At 61.2% G+C, this 15,627-nt stretch carries 13 protein-coding genes; 3 read left to right on the forward strand and 10 right to left on the reverse strand.

Translation table 11 applies throughout. The features are described 5' to 3' along the window. Window positions 1-81 precede the first annotated feature (81 nt). The 4 genes from AC07SI_RS04960 to AC07SI_RS04975 all read right to left on the reverse strand — a co-directional run bounded on the left by AC07SI_RS04960 (window position 82) and on the right by AC07SI_RS04975 (window position 4,777). Entirely contained in the window at window positions 82-450 is a 369-nt protein-coding gene (locus AC07SI_RS04960) for a protease inhibitor Inh/omp19 family protein (RefSeq protein WP_495005277.1), read from the reverse strand. 49 nt (window positions 451-499) lie between these two features. Then, window positions 500-1,933 carry a serralysin family metalloprotease gene (locus AC07SI_RS04965; protein WP_495005278.1) on the reverse strand — a complete coding sequence of 478 codons (1,434 nt, stop codon included), beginning with the start codon at window positions 1,931-1,933 and terminating at the stop codon, window positions 500-502. Window positions 1,934-2,299: 366 nt separating this feature from the next. Continuing rightward, window positions 2,300-3,403 (reverse strand): DmpA family aminopeptidase, encoded by a 1,104-nt coding sequence (locus AC07SI_RS04970; RefSeq protein WP_495005279.1) that lies wholly within the window; start codon window positions 3,401-3,403, stop codon window positions 2,300-2,302. A gap of 9 nt (window positions 3,404-3,412) precedes the next feature. Further along, window positions 3,413-4,777: an APC family permease gene (locus AC07SI_RS04975; protein ID WP_495005280.1), complete on the reverse strand. Its 1,365-nt coding sequence runs from the start codon at window positions 4,775-4,777 to the stop codon at window positions 3,413-3,415. Window positions 4,778-4,976: 199 nt separating this feature from the next. Between AC07SI_RS04975 and AC07SI_RS04980 the strand changes: the two genes are divergently transcribed. After that, window positions 4,977-5,762, forward strand: coding sequence for a helix-turn-helix transcriptional regulator (locus tag AC07SI_RS04980; RefSeq protein WP_495005281.1), 786 nt, complete (start codon window positions 4,977-4,979; stop codon window positions 5,760-5,762). 343 nt (window positions 5,763-6,105) lie between these two features. Here AC07SI_RS04980 and AC07SI_RS04985 read toward each other — a convergent pair whose 3' ends face one another. The 4 genes from AC07SI_RS04985 to AC07SI_RS05000 are packed head-to-tail and all read right to left on the reverse strand — an operon-like array spanning window position 6,106 to window position 9,879. Then, entirely contained in the window at window positions 6,106-7,185 is a 1,080-nt protein-coding gene (locus tag AC07SI_RS04985; protein ID WP_065905109.1) for a polyamine ABC transporter substrate-binding protein, read from the reverse strand. A gap of 60 nt (window positions 7,186-7,245) precedes the next feature. Next, complete coding sequence (locus tag AC07SI_RS04990) at window positions 7,246-7,587, reverse strand: cupin domain-containing protein (protein WP_120448550.1); 342 nt, start codon at window positions 7,585-7,587, stop codon at window positions 7,246-7,248. A gap of 26 nt (window positions 7,588-7,613) precedes the next feature. After that, on the reverse strand, window positions 7,614-9,020 hold the full coding sequence (locus AC07SI_RS04995; protein ID WP_495005282.1) for an NAD(P)/FAD-dependent oxidoreductase: 1,407 nt from the start codon (window positions 9,018-9,020) through the stop codon (window positions 7,614-7,616). A 49-nt stretch (window positions 9,021-9,069) separates the two neighbouring features. Beyond that, on the reverse strand, window positions 9,070-9,879 hold the full coding sequence (locus AC07SI_RS05000) for a helix-turn-helix transcriptional regulator (protein WP_065905104.1): 810 nt from the start codon (window positions 9,877-9,879) through the stop codon (window positions 9,070-9,072). A 257-nt stretch (window positions 9,880-10,136) separates the two neighbouring features. Here AC07SI_RS05000 and AC07SI_RS05005 point away from each other — a divergent pair, with 257 nt between their 5' ends. Beyond that, window positions 10,137-10,409 carry a DUF1652 domain-containing protein gene (locus AC07SI_RS05005; RefSeq protein ID WP_065905103.1) on the forward strand — a complete coding sequence of 91 codons (273 nt, stop codon included), beginning with the start codon at window positions 10,137-10,139 and terminating at the stop codon, window positions 10,407-10,409. Between the two features lie 60 nt (window positions 10,410-10,469). Here the strand turns inward: AC07SI_RS05005 and AC07SI_RS05010 are convergent, their stop codons facing one another. Beyond that, window positions 10,470-12,923, reverse strand: coding sequence for a UvrD-helicase domain-containing protein (locus AC07SI_RS05010; RefSeq protein ID WP_495005283.1), 2,454 nt, complete (start codon window positions 12,921-12,923; stop codon window positions 10,470-10,472). A gap of 218 nt (window positions 12,924-13,141) precedes the next feature. Between AC07SI_RS05010 and AC07SI_RS05015 the strand changes: the two genes are divergently transcribed. Beyond that, a complete protein-coding gene (locus tag AC07SI_RS05015) occupies window positions 13,142-13,837 on the forward strand; it encodes a pirin family protein (RefSeq protein WP_495005284.1) in 696 nt (231 codons plus the stop codon). Between the two features lie 66 nt (window positions 13,838-13,903). Here AC07SI_RS05015 and pgm read toward each other — a convergent pair whose 3' ends face one another. Further along, the gene (pgm, locus tag AC07SI_RS05020; protein ID WP_201144359.1) at window positions 13,904-15,547 is read right to left on the reverse strand and encodes a phosphoglucomutase (alpha-D-glucose-1,6-bisphosphate-dependent); all 1,644 of its coding nucleotides are present in this window, start codon (window positions 15,545-15,547) and stop codon (window positions 13,904-13,906) included. Between the last annotated feature and the right edge of the window lie 80 nt (window positions 15,548-15,627).

Here is a 15,627-nt window from a genome sequence, read left to right on the forward strand (position 1 = left end):
CAAACGACACGCAATAGTTGCCCGCACCCCCGATCAGGAGCGGCCAACTAATAAACTTGGGTTATAGCGTTATAACGGCAACTAAGGCGCGCGATGTAATACCACCACGGCACCGGACGCCGTGCGCCCCTGGTATTCGCCTTCTTTCTGGCGATTCAAATGGGTTATCCCGCTGCCTTCGGCGTTCATCAGCCAGATGCCGTCGGGGGTCGGCGACCAGGTCCGGGGCGTGTCCCCCAGCCATTGCGCCACGCACGCCACGTCGCCGCCCAGGGCGTTGGCCTGCTCCAGCAGGTCGAGGGCGCAGACCTGATCCGCCTGGTGCAACTGCCAGTGCCCGGCCAGTTCGGCGCTGCTGGGTAATACAAGACTGCTCGCCATTGCGTGGGCTCCTGCCGACACGACTATCACCTGCACAGCGCAGGCGATCGATTGAAAAAAACCTTTCATCAAGCGGCTCCATCCTCAAAGCGCGGCGCCGAGGCGCCGCGCTCGTGCATCACGCCACGATGTCGCTGACGGCCGCCTGGCCTACGGTGGTGACGAGGAAATCCGCCACGCCGTGACCGGAGAAGTCGACCGCCAGGGTCCCCAGGTTGGTGCCTGCTGCGTAGGTCAGTACAGCATCGCCGGCATGCCCGGTGAAGGCATTGACGAAGGTCAGGCCTGCGCCTTTGGTGATGCCGCTGAGGTCGATCTTGTCCGAACCCGAGGTAAAGTCAAAGATCTTGTCTGCCGCACCCGGCTTGGAGTCGGAGCTGGCGCCGAACACAAAGGTGTCATTGCCCGCGCCGCCCCACAGTTGGTCGGCACCGCCACCGCCGTAGATGATGTCGTTGCCGGCGCCACCCTTGATCACGTTGGCCGCGTTATTGCCGATGATCAGGTCGTTGCCGGCACCGCCGAACGCGTTCTCAATGGTCACGCCCTTGGCGATGGACACGTTGCCCACCAGGCCGCCGACATCGGAGAACGACGCCTCATTGAGGTTGATCTTCTGGTTCTGGGTAAAACCGGAGAAGTCCAGGGTATCGTTGCCGCCCCCGTCCCACACCGAGAACACCAGCTTGTCGGCATTCGAGGTGGCGCTGTAGAAATCACGCCCGGTGTTGGAGTTAAAGCCGTAGGTGGTGTCGCCGGCGCGGGTGTTGTAATTGGCACCGTAGAGCTTCTGGATCGCCGCAATGTCGTCCAGCAACGGGCCCGACGCATAGGCCTCGACCCCGCCTTTGCTGAAGTTCTGGTTGGTGTTGCTCTCGCTCCAGTAACTCATGACGCTGTAGCCGCGCGTGTCCTGTCCATAGGTCGCGTCGTTGTAGGTCGGGTTGCCATTCCCGGCGTTGTAGTCGCCAGGGTGAGCCAGGCCCAGGGTGTGGCCGATTTCGTGGGTCAGGGTCTGCCGGCCGTAGTTGTTGAGGTCCGGCGTCTTGTTGGGCGTGTAGCTGCTGTTGGTCAGGTACCACGAGGTGCCGTCGTAGCCCGCGCCGGTGCCGGGCAGGTAGGCGAAGGCCGCCGCGCCGTCCTGGCCGCCGCTGTAGTTGCCGAAGGTCATGTGGGTATCGCCGCCGGTGGCCTTCTCAGTGAAGGTCACGTTGGCCACGTCCGACCAGGATTGCATCGCCAGCACGGCCTGGGCTTTCTGCTGGGCGTTGAACTGGCTGAAACCCGAGATCCCGTGTTTGTTCAGGGTGCTCGAGGAAGCCGAGGTGAGGAAGGTGTAGGTCAGGTCGATCTTGCCGTTACCGTTCACGTCCCGGTATGCAGCGCCGTCGCGCAGCAGCTGGGTGGCTGCCTGATCGACGGAATAGGACGGTTTGCCATTGACCGTGAGGTTACCGCCACGGTCATACAAATGGCTGAAGCTATCGATTTGCGAATACGCCGTGCTGACTTGCGCCGCCGACACAATAGCCTGCTCTTTTACTTTTGACATAAACGTACTTCCTTGTTTGCAAATGCATCAGTTTTGATCGATAGGAACCCCGCGGGCGAGATCGTCCTATCACTCGCCTCTTTTGAAGGCGTAAGAAAACTGACACAACTTGAAATCTTTCGTCCACTTGTATTTCTTTGGCAAAACAGTGGCACGCCAGCAACTTTCAGAAGTTCAAGGCCGTATTTATTGGGCCGGCGAGTTTTTGTCGGACAAAAGACAGCGCCGGTTATTTAAATATTAAATAGCAGTAAAGCCGCCCAACTTGGGCGGCCCGCTTAATTAATGGATCCAATATATTGGCAGGGTGTCATTCACAACACTAAATCGCCATTACCTTAACGTATTAATCCTGTGTGTCCCTTATTACCGGGGCAGACGCCAGCCGGTCTTGCTGAGTGCTTCCAACAATGTATCGTCGCCCAGTCCAGGCACTTTCACGCCGGCGTCGGTCAGCATGTCCTCCCCGGCCAGGATCGCGTTGATGATGGCTTCCTCCACCGCCTCGGCGGCCGCGCTGAACAGCGGCGAAATATGATCGTTGTTGACCATCTGCAGTGCGCTGCTCAGCGGCAGGTCCTTGCGCGCGTAATCGGCGGGTGGCAAGTCGTGGTTGCCGGTGGCGAACGCCAGGAACAGGTCGCCGCTGGAATCCTCGGTACCGCCGCCGGTGCGCGCGATGCCGATGGATGCGCGTTGCGCCAGGCGCTGGCACTGATGCGGCAGCAAGGGTGCGTCCGTGGCGATGATCACCACAATCGAGCCCATCCCCGGCGTGCCGCGCTCGGCAAACGGCGAGGGGATATCCAGCAACTGACGCCCCACCGGGTAGCCGTCGACGCGCAATTCCTGGCGTTTACCATGGTTGGCCTGCACCAGCACGCCGACGGTCCAGCCACCCTGCTCCGCCGGCAAGCAGCGCGAGGCGCTGCCGATGCCGCCCTTGAATTCATGGCAGATCATCCCCGTACCACCGCCGACGGCACCCTCCTGCACCGGGCCACCGGCGGCGTTATCCAGCGCCTCGCGCACATGCGCAGGCTTTACGTGCTGGCCCCAGATGTCATTGAGCAGGCCATCGTAGGTTTCCATCACCACCGGCATGCACCAATACACCGCCGGGTCCGCCAGGCGCTCGCGCTCCAGGGCGATCAGGGTGTCACGCACTATGCCGATGCTGTGGGTGTTGGTGATGGCCAGCGGCGTGGTCAACAGGCCCGCCTCGCTGATCCATTCCAGGCCGGTGGCATCGCCATTGCCGTTGAGCACGTGGTAACCGGCGAAGCACGGTTGCTGGCGCGCCTCCCCGGCCCGTGGCTGCACCACGGTCACCCCGGTGCGCACCTGCTTGCCATCAATGCGCGTGTTGAGCGTACTGTGGCCGACCCGCACCCCGGGTACATCGGTGATGGCATTCAATTCGCCGGGGACACCCAGCCCCAAAGTGATGCCTAGTTGGCGTACACGCATAACCACTCCTTACAATTTCTGGAACGCCGGACTCAACCGGCCACTGATGCAATACAGAATCACCGACAAGGCCAGCAAGCCGATGATGATCATGATGTCGCGCACCGAGGCTGCCACCAGCAAGGTCACCAACAGGTACCCGGCGCCCAGCACGGCCACCAGCGCCGGCAGCGGCCACAGCGGCATGCGATAAGGGTGCTCGCGGTCGCGCAGCAGCACGCGGCTCATCAACGCGCTCAACGCCACCACCAGGTACACCAGAATGATCAGCAGCACGCTGAACGAGGTGAGATCCGCCAGGTTGGAACTGAAGCTCAGCAGCGCCGACGGGATCGCCAGGAACAGCGTGGCCAGCCAAGGCGAATCCCAGCGCGGATGGATGCGGGTGAACAGCTTATTGATGGTAGGCGTCCATAGCGCATCCCGCCCGCTGCTGAACACCACGCGACCGATCTGGATCACGATGGCGACGATGGCGTTGAACACCGACAGGAAGATCCCCGCGCTGACCAGTCGCGACAGGGTTTCGTTGCCATGGCTGGTCAGCAGATAGCCGATCGGGTCCGGGCTGCTGATCATCGCGCTCAGCGACGGCGCGCCGATCAACAGCGCGGTAATCGGCACCAGCTCGATCACGACCACCAGCCCCAGGGACCACAACACCGCCTTGTGCACGCCCTTGCCGCCGCACTTCATGTCCTCGGCGAGCAACACCGCCGGGCCATAGCCGTTGTAGGAAAACAGACCAATGCCCACCGCGCCGATCACCAAGGCCCAGGGCGCCAGGTGCAACACGCCGTTTTCGACAATCTGCGGCTGGAACAGCACACTGGCGGGCTGCACCGGATTGCCAAAGCCGATCACCACGATCACCAGCAACGCCGCGACTTCCAACAGCAGGCACGTGCCGGTGATCCAGGCATTGAGCTTGATATTAAGGATGCCCAGCGCGTAACTGCACACCACGATCACCAGCGCGACGGTCTGTGCGTCGAAATGCGTGCCCAGCGCGTTGTTCAGGTAGGTCGCGGCGCCCGTGGCCAATACCGGCGGGATAAACAGCAACATCACCAGCACCGTCAGAAACGTCGCATAGCCGGCCATCCCCCCAAACACCCGCTTGGCATACACATATTCACCGCCCGCACTGTTGTGGGCGCGGCCCAGTTCGGCGTAGCAAAAGGCGAACATCAACGCCAGCAGCCCGGCCATCACAAACGCCAGGAACACCCCGCTGCCGGCCTGTTGGATGGCAAAGGGCGCAATCACGAAGACGGAACTGGCGGGCGTCACCGCTGACACGGTGATAGCCACCACATCGAAGACACTCAGGGTCGGTTTCAGCACGCCGTCGGGCGTGGGTGAAGTGCTCATATCGTTATCCTCTGTCGTTGTTCTTGGTGTGAGGCAGAAACGAAAAGTCTGAATATCGCGGGATATGTTTCCCACTGGATAATGGCGAAGGTAAACGCTGGGTTTATGTCAGCCAATTCCCCTATTGGCGTACTCCCCTTGACGGCACCCGACAAAAGCCGAACCCTTGGCCGATCTTTTGCTGGCGGGAGCCTGTTACATGAGCCTGTTCCGGGAAGTCGGCATGCACGCAGGGCTGGGCCGCACCGTCGCGTACATCGGCACCGAGCGCTTCTGGAAACAGCTGGTGCTGTTGCTGCACCAGTGTTTGCCGTTCGATAACGCCCTGGCGATTTACTATCCCGTGGAGGGTGCCCCCCAGGCCCTGGAAGAATACGACGCCCAGCCCAGCAGCAAGCCGGCGTCGATGCTGGTGTACCTCAATGGCTTGTACCTGCTCGACCCGTTCTTCCAGGCCTGCCGCGAAGGCTACGCCAGCGGCGTGTACCGCCTGGAAGAAGTGGCGCCGGACCATTTTCGCCAGAGTGAATACTTCCTCAATTACTTCCACGACAACGTGCTGGAAGACGAGGTGCAATTCATCCTGCAACTGCCTGGGGCGGGCACGTTGTCGTTGTCGCTGGGGATGCAAAGGCGCTTCAGCGCCGATGAGACCGGGCTGATGACCACCTTGGCGGCTTGGGTGTTGCCATTGATGCAGCAGCACTGGCAGCAGAGCACCCAGCGCGCGCCGGCCATGGACAGCCAGATTCGCGATGCACTGGGCCAGTTCGGTTGCGGCGTGCTGTCGGACCGCGAACTGGAAATCGCCCGCCTGGTGCTGCGCGGGTTCTCTTCCAAGGCTATGGCGGAAAGGTTGAACATCTCGCCGGACACGGTGAAGGTGCACCGTCGGCATCTGTACGCGAAGCTGGATATTTCGTCACAGCCGGAGCTGTTTTCGTTGTTTATCCAGTCGTTGGGGCATGATCTGGAAAATCCCTGAGCCGGAGGGCTCAGGGATGAATGGGCGGGGTGTTGTTTAAGGTGGGGTCGTTGTCGAGAGTGGCCCTATTGCAGAAGGTGGCCTTTCCTTTCTTTTGTGGTGAGCGGGCTTGTCGAATCGTCGCACCGCCCGCGTTGGGCTGCGAAGCAGCCCCAAAACCAGCCTCAGAGGAGTACCTGATACACCGCATGCTCACTGAATGGGGCTGCTGCGCAGCCCAACGCGGGGCAAGCCCGCTCGCCACAGTAAAAAACCCGCTCGCCACAACAACCCGGTTCACCACAGCAAATGGGTTCACCACACTAAACAGGCTTGCCGCAGTAGCCACTCCACCGCCAATTTTTCAGCGCCCGGTACGAATGGTGTTCCACACCCGCGTCCGAATCCGGTCGATGTTCAGCGGCATGGCTTCCAGCGCGAACAGCTTGCCCATCATCTCGGGGCTCGGGTAGACCTTGGTGTCGGCCTTGATCGCCGGGTCCACCAGGCTGTCGGCCGCCTGGTTGCCGTTGGCGTAGTGCACGTAGTTGGTGATGCTGGCCATCACTTCCGGGCGCAACAGGTAGTTCATGAACGCATAGCCGGCTTTTTCGTCGGGTGCATCGGCGGGCATGGCGACCATGTCGAACCAGATGGCGGCGCCTTCCTTGGGAATGTTGTAGCCGATGTTCACGCCGTTCTTGGCTTCCTTGGCGCGGCTTTCGGCTTGCAGGATGTCGCCGGAGAAACCGACGGCCACGCAGATATCGCCATTGGCCAGGTCAGCGGTGTATTTCGAGGAGTGGAAGTACGCCACGTAAGGCCGCACTTTCATCAGCAGGTCTTCGGCTTTCTTGTAGTCTTCGGCCTTCTTGCTGTGGTGCGGCAAGCCCAGGTAATTCAGCGCGGCGGGCAACAATTCCGGGCCGTTATCGAGGATCGCGACCCCGCACTTCTGCAACTTGGCCATGTTCTCGGGCTTGAAGATCAAGTCCCAGGAATCCACTGGCGCGTTATCGCCCAGCACCGCCTTGACCTTGTCGATGTTGTAGCCGATGCCGGTACTGCCCCACAGGTACGGGAAGCCGTGGGCATTGCCCGGGTCGTTGTTTTCCAGGGCCTTGAGCAGCACCGGGTTGAGGTTCTTCCAGTTCGGCAACTGGCTCTTGTCGAGCTTTTTCAGCGCGCCGCCCTGGATCTGGCGGGCCATGAAGTGGTTGGACGGAAACACCACGTCGTAGCCGGATTTACCGGTCATCAACTTGCCATCCAGGGTTTCGTTGCTGTCGTAGACGTCGTAGGTAAAACCGATGCCGGTTTCTTTCTGGAAGTTCTTGGTGGTGTCCGGCGCGATGTAGTCCGACCAGTTGTAGATTTTCACCGTCTCGGCGGCCTGGCTGATAGAGGCCACCAACATCAAGGGCAACAGGGCAATGGCTTTCATGGTTCGATTTCCTGGCGGTTTTAGGGCTGTTTTTATGGCAGGCGATCAAGGATCAAAGCGTTACAGAATCAATACGTAGGTCTTGCGCACGGTTTCCTGGATATCCCAGATACCGGTGCTGTTGGCTGGCAACATCAGTGCGTCGCCGGCTTCTATGTGAATGGTTTCTCCGTCGTCCGGGGTGAAGGTGCAGCGGCCCTGGATAAAGTGGCAAAACTCCTGGGATTTAATCTGCCGACGCCAGCGGCCCGGCGTACACGCCCAGATGCCGGTTTCGACGCCGTCATTGCGCTCCACGCTCAGGGTCGAGGCCACGGCGATGGGCTCGCCCAACGGCACGGCCACCGGTGAGGCGTCGGGCAAGTGGGCATTCAGCGTGTCTTTGAATTGAGTGATGCTCATGGGTTTTCCCGTGTGAGTGAAACGACTTAGTGCATGAAACCTTCCATGAACTCGGCCATGCCGGTCGCCAGCTTGCGGCGCCAGGGCGCGGTGTTGGGATTGGCCAACACCTGGTCTTCATGGACAAAACTGCGAATGATCGCGTTGTACCCCAGCCAGCGGCAGGGTTCCGGTTCCCAGGCCTTGAGCGCGTCCAGGCCGCGCTCGCGGATCACCCAGGGTTGCTGGACCAGCGGCGTGTCGCGGCCCAGGATCAAGTCGGCCAAGGTGCGGCCGCCCAGGTTCGTCGCACCGACGCCCTCCCCGCCATAGCCGCCGGACAGCGCGATGCCGGTCTTGTGATCACAGAGCATGTGCGGGCGGAACCGGCGCGACATGCCGAGGTTGCCGCCCCAGGAGTGCGTAATCCGCACGTTCTTGAGCTGGGGGAAGAGTTCGCCGAACAGGTAGCGACGCAGCTCGACCTCGCTGTCGGTCAAATCGAAGTTGTGCCGCAACTTGCCGGCGAACTGATAACCGCCACGGGCGCCGAACACCAGGCGGTTGTCCGCCGAACGCTGGCCATAAGTGACCTGGCGGCTGCTTTCACCGAATGCCTGGCCATGGTTCAGGCCGATTTGATCCCAGGTGCTGGCAGGCAGCGGCTCGGTGGCAACGATCAGGCTCTGTACCGGCAATTGGTAATGGCCCAGAGGCGGCAACGTCGTGGCATACCCCTCGACAGCCGGCACCACCCAGGCGGCGCGCACACTGGCCTTGGCGGTGCGCAGGCTGCCGGACTGCCAGTGGGTGACCGGGCTGTTTTCGTAGATCGCGACGCCCATGCGCTCCACTACCCGCGCAAGGCCGCGCACCAGCTTGGCCGGGTTGATCGTGGCGACATGCGGTGCATAAATACCGCCATAGGGCTTGGCGATGCGAATCTGCTCGGCCAATTGCTGCGGGCCGAGCCAGCGATAGTCGGCCTCCGTCAGGCCCTGGGCATGCAATTTATCCAGGTAGCGGCGCAGGCTGCCTTCCTGCTCGGGGTAGCGCGCGGCACAGTACAACGCGCCGCCCTTGCGGTAGTCGCAGTCGATGCCTTCATGGGCCAGCACCTGCGCCACTTCGTCGGGAATGGCGTGCAACAGGTCAAACGAGGCGCGCCGTTGTTCGGGCGCCAGGCCTGCCAGCAGGCGGTCTTCACCCAGCAGGTTGCCCATCAGCCAGCCGCCATTGCGGCCGGAGGCACCGAAGCCGGCGGTTTGCGCCTCGATGATCGCGATTTTCAATTCAGGCGCCTGGCGTTTCAGGTAATAGGCGGTCCACAGGCCGGTGTAACCGGCGCCGATAATGGCGACATTGACGTCCAGGTCATGCTCAAGGGAGGGCCGCGCGGTCAGCGGGTCGTCCAGCTGGTCCATCCATAAACTGATATTGCGCCATGCCGGCATGCCAAGCTCCCCTACCTCGTTTCGATAGGCTGGATCCTAGAGCGCGGCGTTATTGGCTGTCTTGCGCGCGTGCACGCAGGGAAATTTGTTTGACGTAGGCCTTGGGCGATTGGCCGGTGTGCTGGCGAAACGCGCTGTAGAACGCCGACAGCGAATTGAAACCGGCCGCAAACGCCAGGTCATCGACCTTGATCGGCGGCACCGCGCTGTCCAGGGCTGCGAGCAAATGCTGGAGCCGCGCCTGGTTGACGTAGCGGTAGAAGCTTTGCCCCAGCACCTGGTTCAGCAGGTAGGAAATCTGATTGCGGCTGTAGCCACACTCCTTGGCAACCCGCTGCAGGTCCAGCTCCGGGTCCAGGTAGGGTTGCTTGCGCTCGAAGTATTGCTGCAGGTCATTGGCCATGTGCCCCAATTGCTGGGGCGACAGGCCCAGGCGGCTGACCGTGGGTCGCGTCGCCTGCGTCGGCTGTTCATGCACCAGCGACGCGTATTCATTGACCCGCCAGATCAACCCGTCCCGCACCGTGATGGCCTCGCTGGTACGAAACGACACCAGGCCCTGGCTGCCCCGCAGCGTGATGCGGTACTGGATAAACGCGGTGTCGCCATCGGCGCGAATGCGATCGGAGTGTTCAATCGCCTCGTCCGCTTCGCGGGGCATGCTGGCCTGGAGGTACTCACGCAACTCGGCATAGCCGACCACCCGGTTCTGGAAGAAGTCGTGGTACTGGATATCCGCGTGGTAATAGGACATCACCCCGTCCAGGTCCCGATGCCGCCAGCACAGGTGGTGACGCAACACCAGTTCACGCGTGGCGTGGGAACACTGGCTGTCATCGTCGGGGCTGAGATCAGGCATGAAGAGCTCTGCGGCGGGTAAACCCTGGAGATTGCCGAATTTTGGCGGCGCGTTCAATGGACGGTGGCAACTTCTGACTAATGGCCTTTTGCCTAATTTCTTGTAAGCCATGATCCATATCAAACGAATCGAAAACAACCGCCGAACGGGGCTAAAAAAGTCTCCTTGGGCTTGCGAACGAATGCTATTTTGAAGCTCTCCGACGCCACGACCAGTGAAGGTCATGGCTCCCTGCCGCGAGCTAAAGGAAGCGCTCAATGTACAAGGTGGGCAATATGAACAAAGTGACGTTCCCCAACGCCTGCCAGTTGATGCGCTGGCATTTTCACCCGATGGGCTTCGAGGCGAGCATGGACGCGCCCGGCAGTATGATCGCCCGCCTGTTCGACCGTGTCAGCGGCGAAACCTTGATCGCCATTGCGGGCATCCCGTGTGCCACGGTGATGAACGCCGCGGACGTGGAGCGCATCATCGAGGCGGTGGAGGATGAACTCGAGTCATTCGTGCCGCCGCTGTCGTTGCGAGCCTGACAGCCCATCCATCAAGCGATGGATCAACGATCTGGTTAGGCATCGCCGGCAAGCCGGCCCCTACACAAGGGTTCGTTGGTCGTCGAAGAACACTTTCCTGCCATCCACCCGCTCCGAGGCCTTCGGCACATTCACTGTCGGACCTTCCGGTTTCTCCACATACCAATAGCAGTGGCTCACCGCTCGGGTAATACCGACATAAGCCAGGCGCAGCACTTCGTCCTTTTGCGCGGTGTCATAGGGCTCGCTGTCACCGTCCTTGCCCAGGCCCGCCATCCGATAGACCTGGTTCTTGTAGGGCGAGCTGGTCACGTGCTGGCAATCCCCAAGCAGGAATACCGCATCCGCCTGCAGGCCCTTGGCGCTGTGATAGGTCAGCTGTTTCAACCGGCGCGCCTGGACCGGCAAGCTAGAATCCACATTAACTACTGAATGAATATGCTCTTGAATCAATAGCTTATCGCTACTTTTTCGATACAACATCAATACTGAATCGCCCTGCTGATAGTGCTCCAGCAGCTTGCGACCCAAGGCGGCGTCGTCGCGTTCGAGTACGGTGACCGGCACCAACGCCTTCGGTGTGCCAGCCGCCTTGGCTTTCTTGCCAGGGATCGCCGGTGCGGCCCGCACAATGTGTTCGGCAGCATCAATGATGTGCTGATGGCTGCGGTAGTTCTCACCCAGCATCACCCGCGTGGTACTCGGCGACGGGAACTCCTGGTTGAATGCCATGAAGTACTTCGGCGAACTGCCGCGCCAGCCGTAGATCGACTGCCAGTCATCGCCCACGCACAACAACGACGAGCGTTGCGCCCCCCGCCCGACATGCATTGCCGGGCCGCGACTGCGGATCTCGCGCAGGCTGGCGCGGATCCACGAGACGATCTGCGGCGACACATCCTGGAACTCGTCGATCATCAGGTGCGACATCGGGCGCAACAGCGGATCACTGAGCAGCTTGAGGTTTTCCGGGGTATTTTCGCCGAACAGCGAAAACATCCGGTTGTAGGTCATGATCGGCGGGGATTGATCGAGCAGATGGTCTTCCAGGGCTTTCCAGAAAATGCTCAGGGCCTCGAAGAAGAAGCGATCGGGATCGTCCTTGGCAAACGTCATGTTGCCGACGGCGGTCGGCACGTCGAGTCCCAGGTTCTCGATAAACCCCGCGGCCATGACAAAGCTGTCCAGCAACGGCGCCGAGGCCAGCTCACCCTTGACCTTGTAATCAAAGCCGGGCCCGGCACTGGCGTCACCGGCGAGGCTGCTCAAAAGACGCTTGGATGAGTCGTAACTATCCAACCATATCAATGGCTTATGACAGAAAGCTTGAAATAGGGTGCGCTTTACCGCCCACTCTGCACGCACCGACAGCTTTGCATTCGGCCGGCTGATCTGCGCGTTCTCCCGAGCGTCGAAGCCCAGCACTACCCAGGCATCCAGCTCCGGGATATAGCCATGGCAGTGAAACTGCGCACCATTGATTTCGAAGGTCTGGCGGCTGGGCTCAATGCCCTTGATCGGCCACGCGCCGGCACGGAACCACAGGTCCTCGATCACATCACAGAGCTCTTCATCACGCTTGGCGGCCAGTTCGGTCACCGCCATGCGCTTCTGCACATCCGGATGGTCACGCTCCAATTCCTTGAGTTGCAGGCCTTGTCGGGCCAGCGGCGTTATCAGCTCGCGAAATCGCGCGTGGCGGCCATACAACTGGTGATAGCAGGCATTCATCTGCTGGCGCTGGGCATCACCGATACGCAGGTCGAACGGGTTGCTGTCAGCCTCTTCGAAACCCGCGCTGAGGTTCTCGAACGCCTGCAGGCGTTCAAAACCCGGCAGGCTGCGCACCATCGGCAGGATGCGCGAATGAAAGGTGCGCACCACGGCCTGGGCTTCTTTAAAACCAAGGGGTTGGCCCCAGAGATTGAGGATTTCCATGAGCTTGTTGATGAAGTCTTTGCGCGACTCGCGGGTGAACGTCACGACGGTCATCGAGCTGAGTTCAAAGCCCAGGTAATGGGTGAGCAGCAGAATCCGCAGCACCAGCGAGGTCGATTTGCCCGCGCCGGCGCCGGCAATCACCGAGGTTGACGGCGTATCGCTGAAGATCATCTTCCATTGCGCCACGCTCGGCTGGGCATGGGCCGGCAGGAGTCGGGCAACGTCGGCCTTGATACGCTTCTTGATATCGGCCGTGAGCGGCAGGCGCCAATCGTCGAACAGGCTGTCATCCACGCCCGGCGCGCGGTGCTCGTCCGGGCGGAAGTCGCGGATCAGCAGGACTTGGCGGCCTTCCTCAAGGCCGTCCGCCTTGCCCTCGCGATAGCCGTACTCCACCCCTGCTTCATGGCCGCTGCGAAAACCGTCGGCCTGGCCGTGCAACCAGGAAAACCGGTGCTGGGCACGCAATCGGGTCAGGCCATGGCCAAACAGGCGAGCGGCGAGGCGTTTCAACAGGGGCATTTCTGCCAGGGGGCGCAGTTCAGGGGGCAGATCAGGCTTGTGTTGCGGCACGCGGACTCCTGCGATGAGCTGAGTTTCAACAAGGTCGCCATGGTCGCCGGAATTGCCGTTCAGTTCCACCAATTGCTTTGCCGTCATGCAGTTAGGCGATGAACTGAAAGTACAAGCGCCGGCTACCAATCTAATCGACTGATAGGAATCAGGCATTTTTTACGCTTTTTATCGATTATGCCCTGCTGGATCATAGGCGCCATCAACAGGAGACGATCATGCTTGAACTTCGACCTTTTACCACCTTGGGCGGCGCCCACCACGGCTGGCTCGATGCCCATCATCATTTTTCATTTGCTGAATACCATGATCCAAAACGCATGCACTGGGGCAACCTGCGGGTGTGGAACGACGACATCATCGCCCCGGGCACCGGCTTCCCGCAGCACCCGCACCGTGACATGGAAATCATCACTTATGTGCGCGAAGGTGCCATCAGCCACGCCGACAACCTGGGCAACAAAGGCCGCACCGAGGCCGGTGACGTGCAGGTGATGAGTGCCGGCACCGGCATCGCCCACAGTGAATACAACCTGGAAGCGACACCCACCAAGATCTTCCAGATCTGGATTATCCCGAACGAGGCCGGTTTGCCGCCGTCGTGGGGCGCCAAGCCGTTCCCCAAAGGTGATCGAGAAGGCTTTGTCACGCTGGCCAGCGGCAAGGCCGGAGACAGCGAAAGCCTGCGCATTCGCGCCGATGCACGCCTGGTAGCGGCCAATCTGAAGGCTGGGGAAACTGCGCAATACCGCCTGGACCAAGGGCGTCGGGCGTATCTTGTGCCGGCGACGGGCGTGATTGAAGTCAATGGCTTGCGTGCGCAAGCGCGAGACGGGGTTGCCGTGGAAGATGAGCAGGTGTTGCAGGTGACGGCAATTGAAGACAGCGAGATCGTGTTGGTCGACCTCGCTTGAGCCGTGACCGGCCGGCGATGGCGGTCTTGCGAGCGCTATCGCCGGCAAGCCGGCGCCTGCAGCGGGTTATTCGCTGATAGCGCCGTCAACCAGCACTTGTGCCTCTTCTACCAGCTGCTTGAGGTGATCTTCGCCGATAAAGCTCTCGGCGTAGATCTTGTAGATGTCCTCGGTGCCGGACGGACGCGCGGCGAACCAGCCGTTTTCGGTCATCACTTTCAAGCCGCCAATCGCCTGGTTGTTGCCCGGCGCATGGCTGAGGATCTGCTGGATGCTTTCGCCGGCCAGTTCGGTGGAGGTCACCTGCTGCGGCGACAGCTTGCCCAACAGGGCCTTTTGCGCCGGCGTCGCCTTGGCGTCGACGCGAATGGCAAAGGGTTCGCCCAGCGCATCCGTCAAGCCACGGTAGATCTGGCTCGGGTCCTGGCCTTTGCGCGAGGTCATTTCTGCCGCCAGCAGCGCCGGGATCAAACCGTCCTTGTCAGTGCTCCACACCGTGCCGTCCTTGCGCAGGAACGAGGCACCAGCGCTTTCTTCACCACCAAAGCCCAGCGAACCCTCGAACAGCCCATCGGCGAACCACTTGAAGCCCACCGGCACTTCGTACAGGCGCCGACCGATGCGGGCCGCCACGCGGTCAATCAGGCCGCTGCTGACCACGGTCTTGCCCACGGCCGCGTCGGCACGCCAGTCGGGACGGTTCTGGAACAGGTAGTCGATCGACACCGCGAGGTAGTTGTTGGGCGCCAACAGGCCGCCGGACGGGGTCACGATGCCGTGGCGGTCGTGGTCCGGGTCGCAGGCGAAGGCAACGTCGAAGCGCTCCTTGAGGCCGATCAGGCCTTGCATGGCGTAGCTGGAGGACGGGTCCATGCGGATCTGGCCATCCCAGTCGACGCTCATGAAGCGGAACGTCGAATCGACTTCGGTGTTCACCACGTCCAGGTTCAGGCGGTAATGCTCGGCAATCGCCGACCAGTAGCGCACCCCTGCTCCGCCCAGCGGGTCCACGCCCAGGCGTAGGCCGGCGCTGCGGATGGCGTCCATGTCGATCACATTGACCAGGTCAGCCACGTAGCTATTGAGGTAATCATGGCGATGGGTGGTGTCCGCCTTGAGGGCCTGCGCGTGGGTGATGCGCTTGACGCCAGCCAGCTTGTTCGCCAGCAGTTCGTTGGCCTTGGCTTCGATCCACTTGGTGACGTGGGTATCAGCCGGGCCACCATTGGGCGGGTTGTACTTGTAGCCGCCGCTTTGCGGCGGGTTGTGTGACGGCGTGATCACGATGCCGTCGGCCAGGCCGCTGGTACGACCGCGGTTGTAGCAGATGATGGCGTGGGAAATCGCCGGCGTTGGTGTGTACTCATCACCTTCGGCCAGCATCACGTGCACGCCATTGGCGGCCAGCACTTCCAGGGCACTGGCGCCGGCTGGCGTCGACAGTGCATGAGTATCCAGGCCGACAAACAGCGGGCCGTTGATGCCCTGGGCTTCGCGATACAGGCAGATGGCCTGGCTGATGGCGAGCACGTGCCATTCGTTGAAGCTCAGGTCGAACGAGCAGCCCCGGTGCCCGGAGGTACCAAAGGCCACGCGCTGGGTGGAGATTGCTGCATCAGGCTGGCCGGTGTAGTAGGCCGTGACCAGTCGCGGGATATCCACCAGCAACTGGGCTGGCGCCGGCTTGCCCGCAAAAGGACTGATTGTCATGCATGAACCTCGGAAAGAAGGAATCGGAAAAGTCGCAGTTTACTGAGTGTTCGACTGCTGCGCGACGGTATCGATCCTAC

Source organism: Pseudomonas sp. GW821-FHT05D12 (genome assembly GCF_059419825.1).

Excerpts from the sequence above, each read along its gene's own strand:
- AC07SI_RS04960 (WP_495005277.1), bottom strand. The coding sequence starts at position 450 with ATGAAAGGTTTTTTTCAATCGATCGCCTGCGCTGTGCAGGTGATAGTC.
- AC07SI_RS04965 (WP_495005278.1), bottom strand. The coding sequence starts at position 1,933 with ATGTCAAAAGTAAAAGAGCAGGCTATTGTGTCGGCGGCGCAAGTCAGC.
- AC07SI_RS04970 (WP_495005279.1), bottom strand. The coding sequence starts at position 3,403 with ATGCGTGTACGCCAACTAGGCATCACTTTGGGGCTGGGTGTCCCCGGC.
- AC07SI_RS04975 (WP_495005280.1), bottom strand. The coding sequence starts at position 4,777 with ATGAGCACTTCACCCACGCCCGACGGCGTGCTGAAACCGACCCTGAGT.
- AC07SI_RS04980 (WP_495005281.1), top strand. The coding sequence starts at position 4,977 with ATGAGCCTGTTCCGGGAAGTCGGCATGCACGCAGGGCTGGGCCGCACC.
- AC07SI_RS04985 (WP_065905109.1), bottom strand. The coding sequence starts at position 7,185 with ATGAAAGCCATTGCCCTGTTGCCCTTGATGTTGGTGGCCTCTATCAGC.
- AC07SI_RS04990 (WP_120448550.1), bottom strand. The coding sequence starts at position 7,587 with ATGAGCATCACTCAATTCAAAGACACGCTGAATGCCCACTTGCCCGAC.
- AC07SI_RS04995 (WP_495005282.1), bottom strand. The coding sequence starts at position 9,020 with ATGCCGGCATGGCGCAATATCAGTTTATGGATGGACCAGCTGGACGAC.
- AC07SI_RS05000 (WP_065905104.1), bottom strand. The coding sequence starts at position 9,879 with ATGCCTGATCTCAGCCCCGACGATGACAGCCAGTGTTCCCACGCCACG.
- AC07SI_RS05005 (WP_065905103.1), top strand. The coding sequence starts at position 10,137 with ATGTACAAGGTGGGCAATATGAACAAAGTGACGTTCCCCAACGCCTGC.
- AC07SI_RS05015 (WP_495005284.1), top strand. The coding sequence starts at position 13,142 with ATGCTTGAACTTCGACCTTTTACCACCTTGGGCGGCGCCCACCACGGC.
- pgm (WP_201144359.1), bottom strand. The coding sequence starts at position 15,547 with ATGACAATCAGTCCTTTTGCGGGCAAGCCGGCGCCAGCCCAGTTGCTG.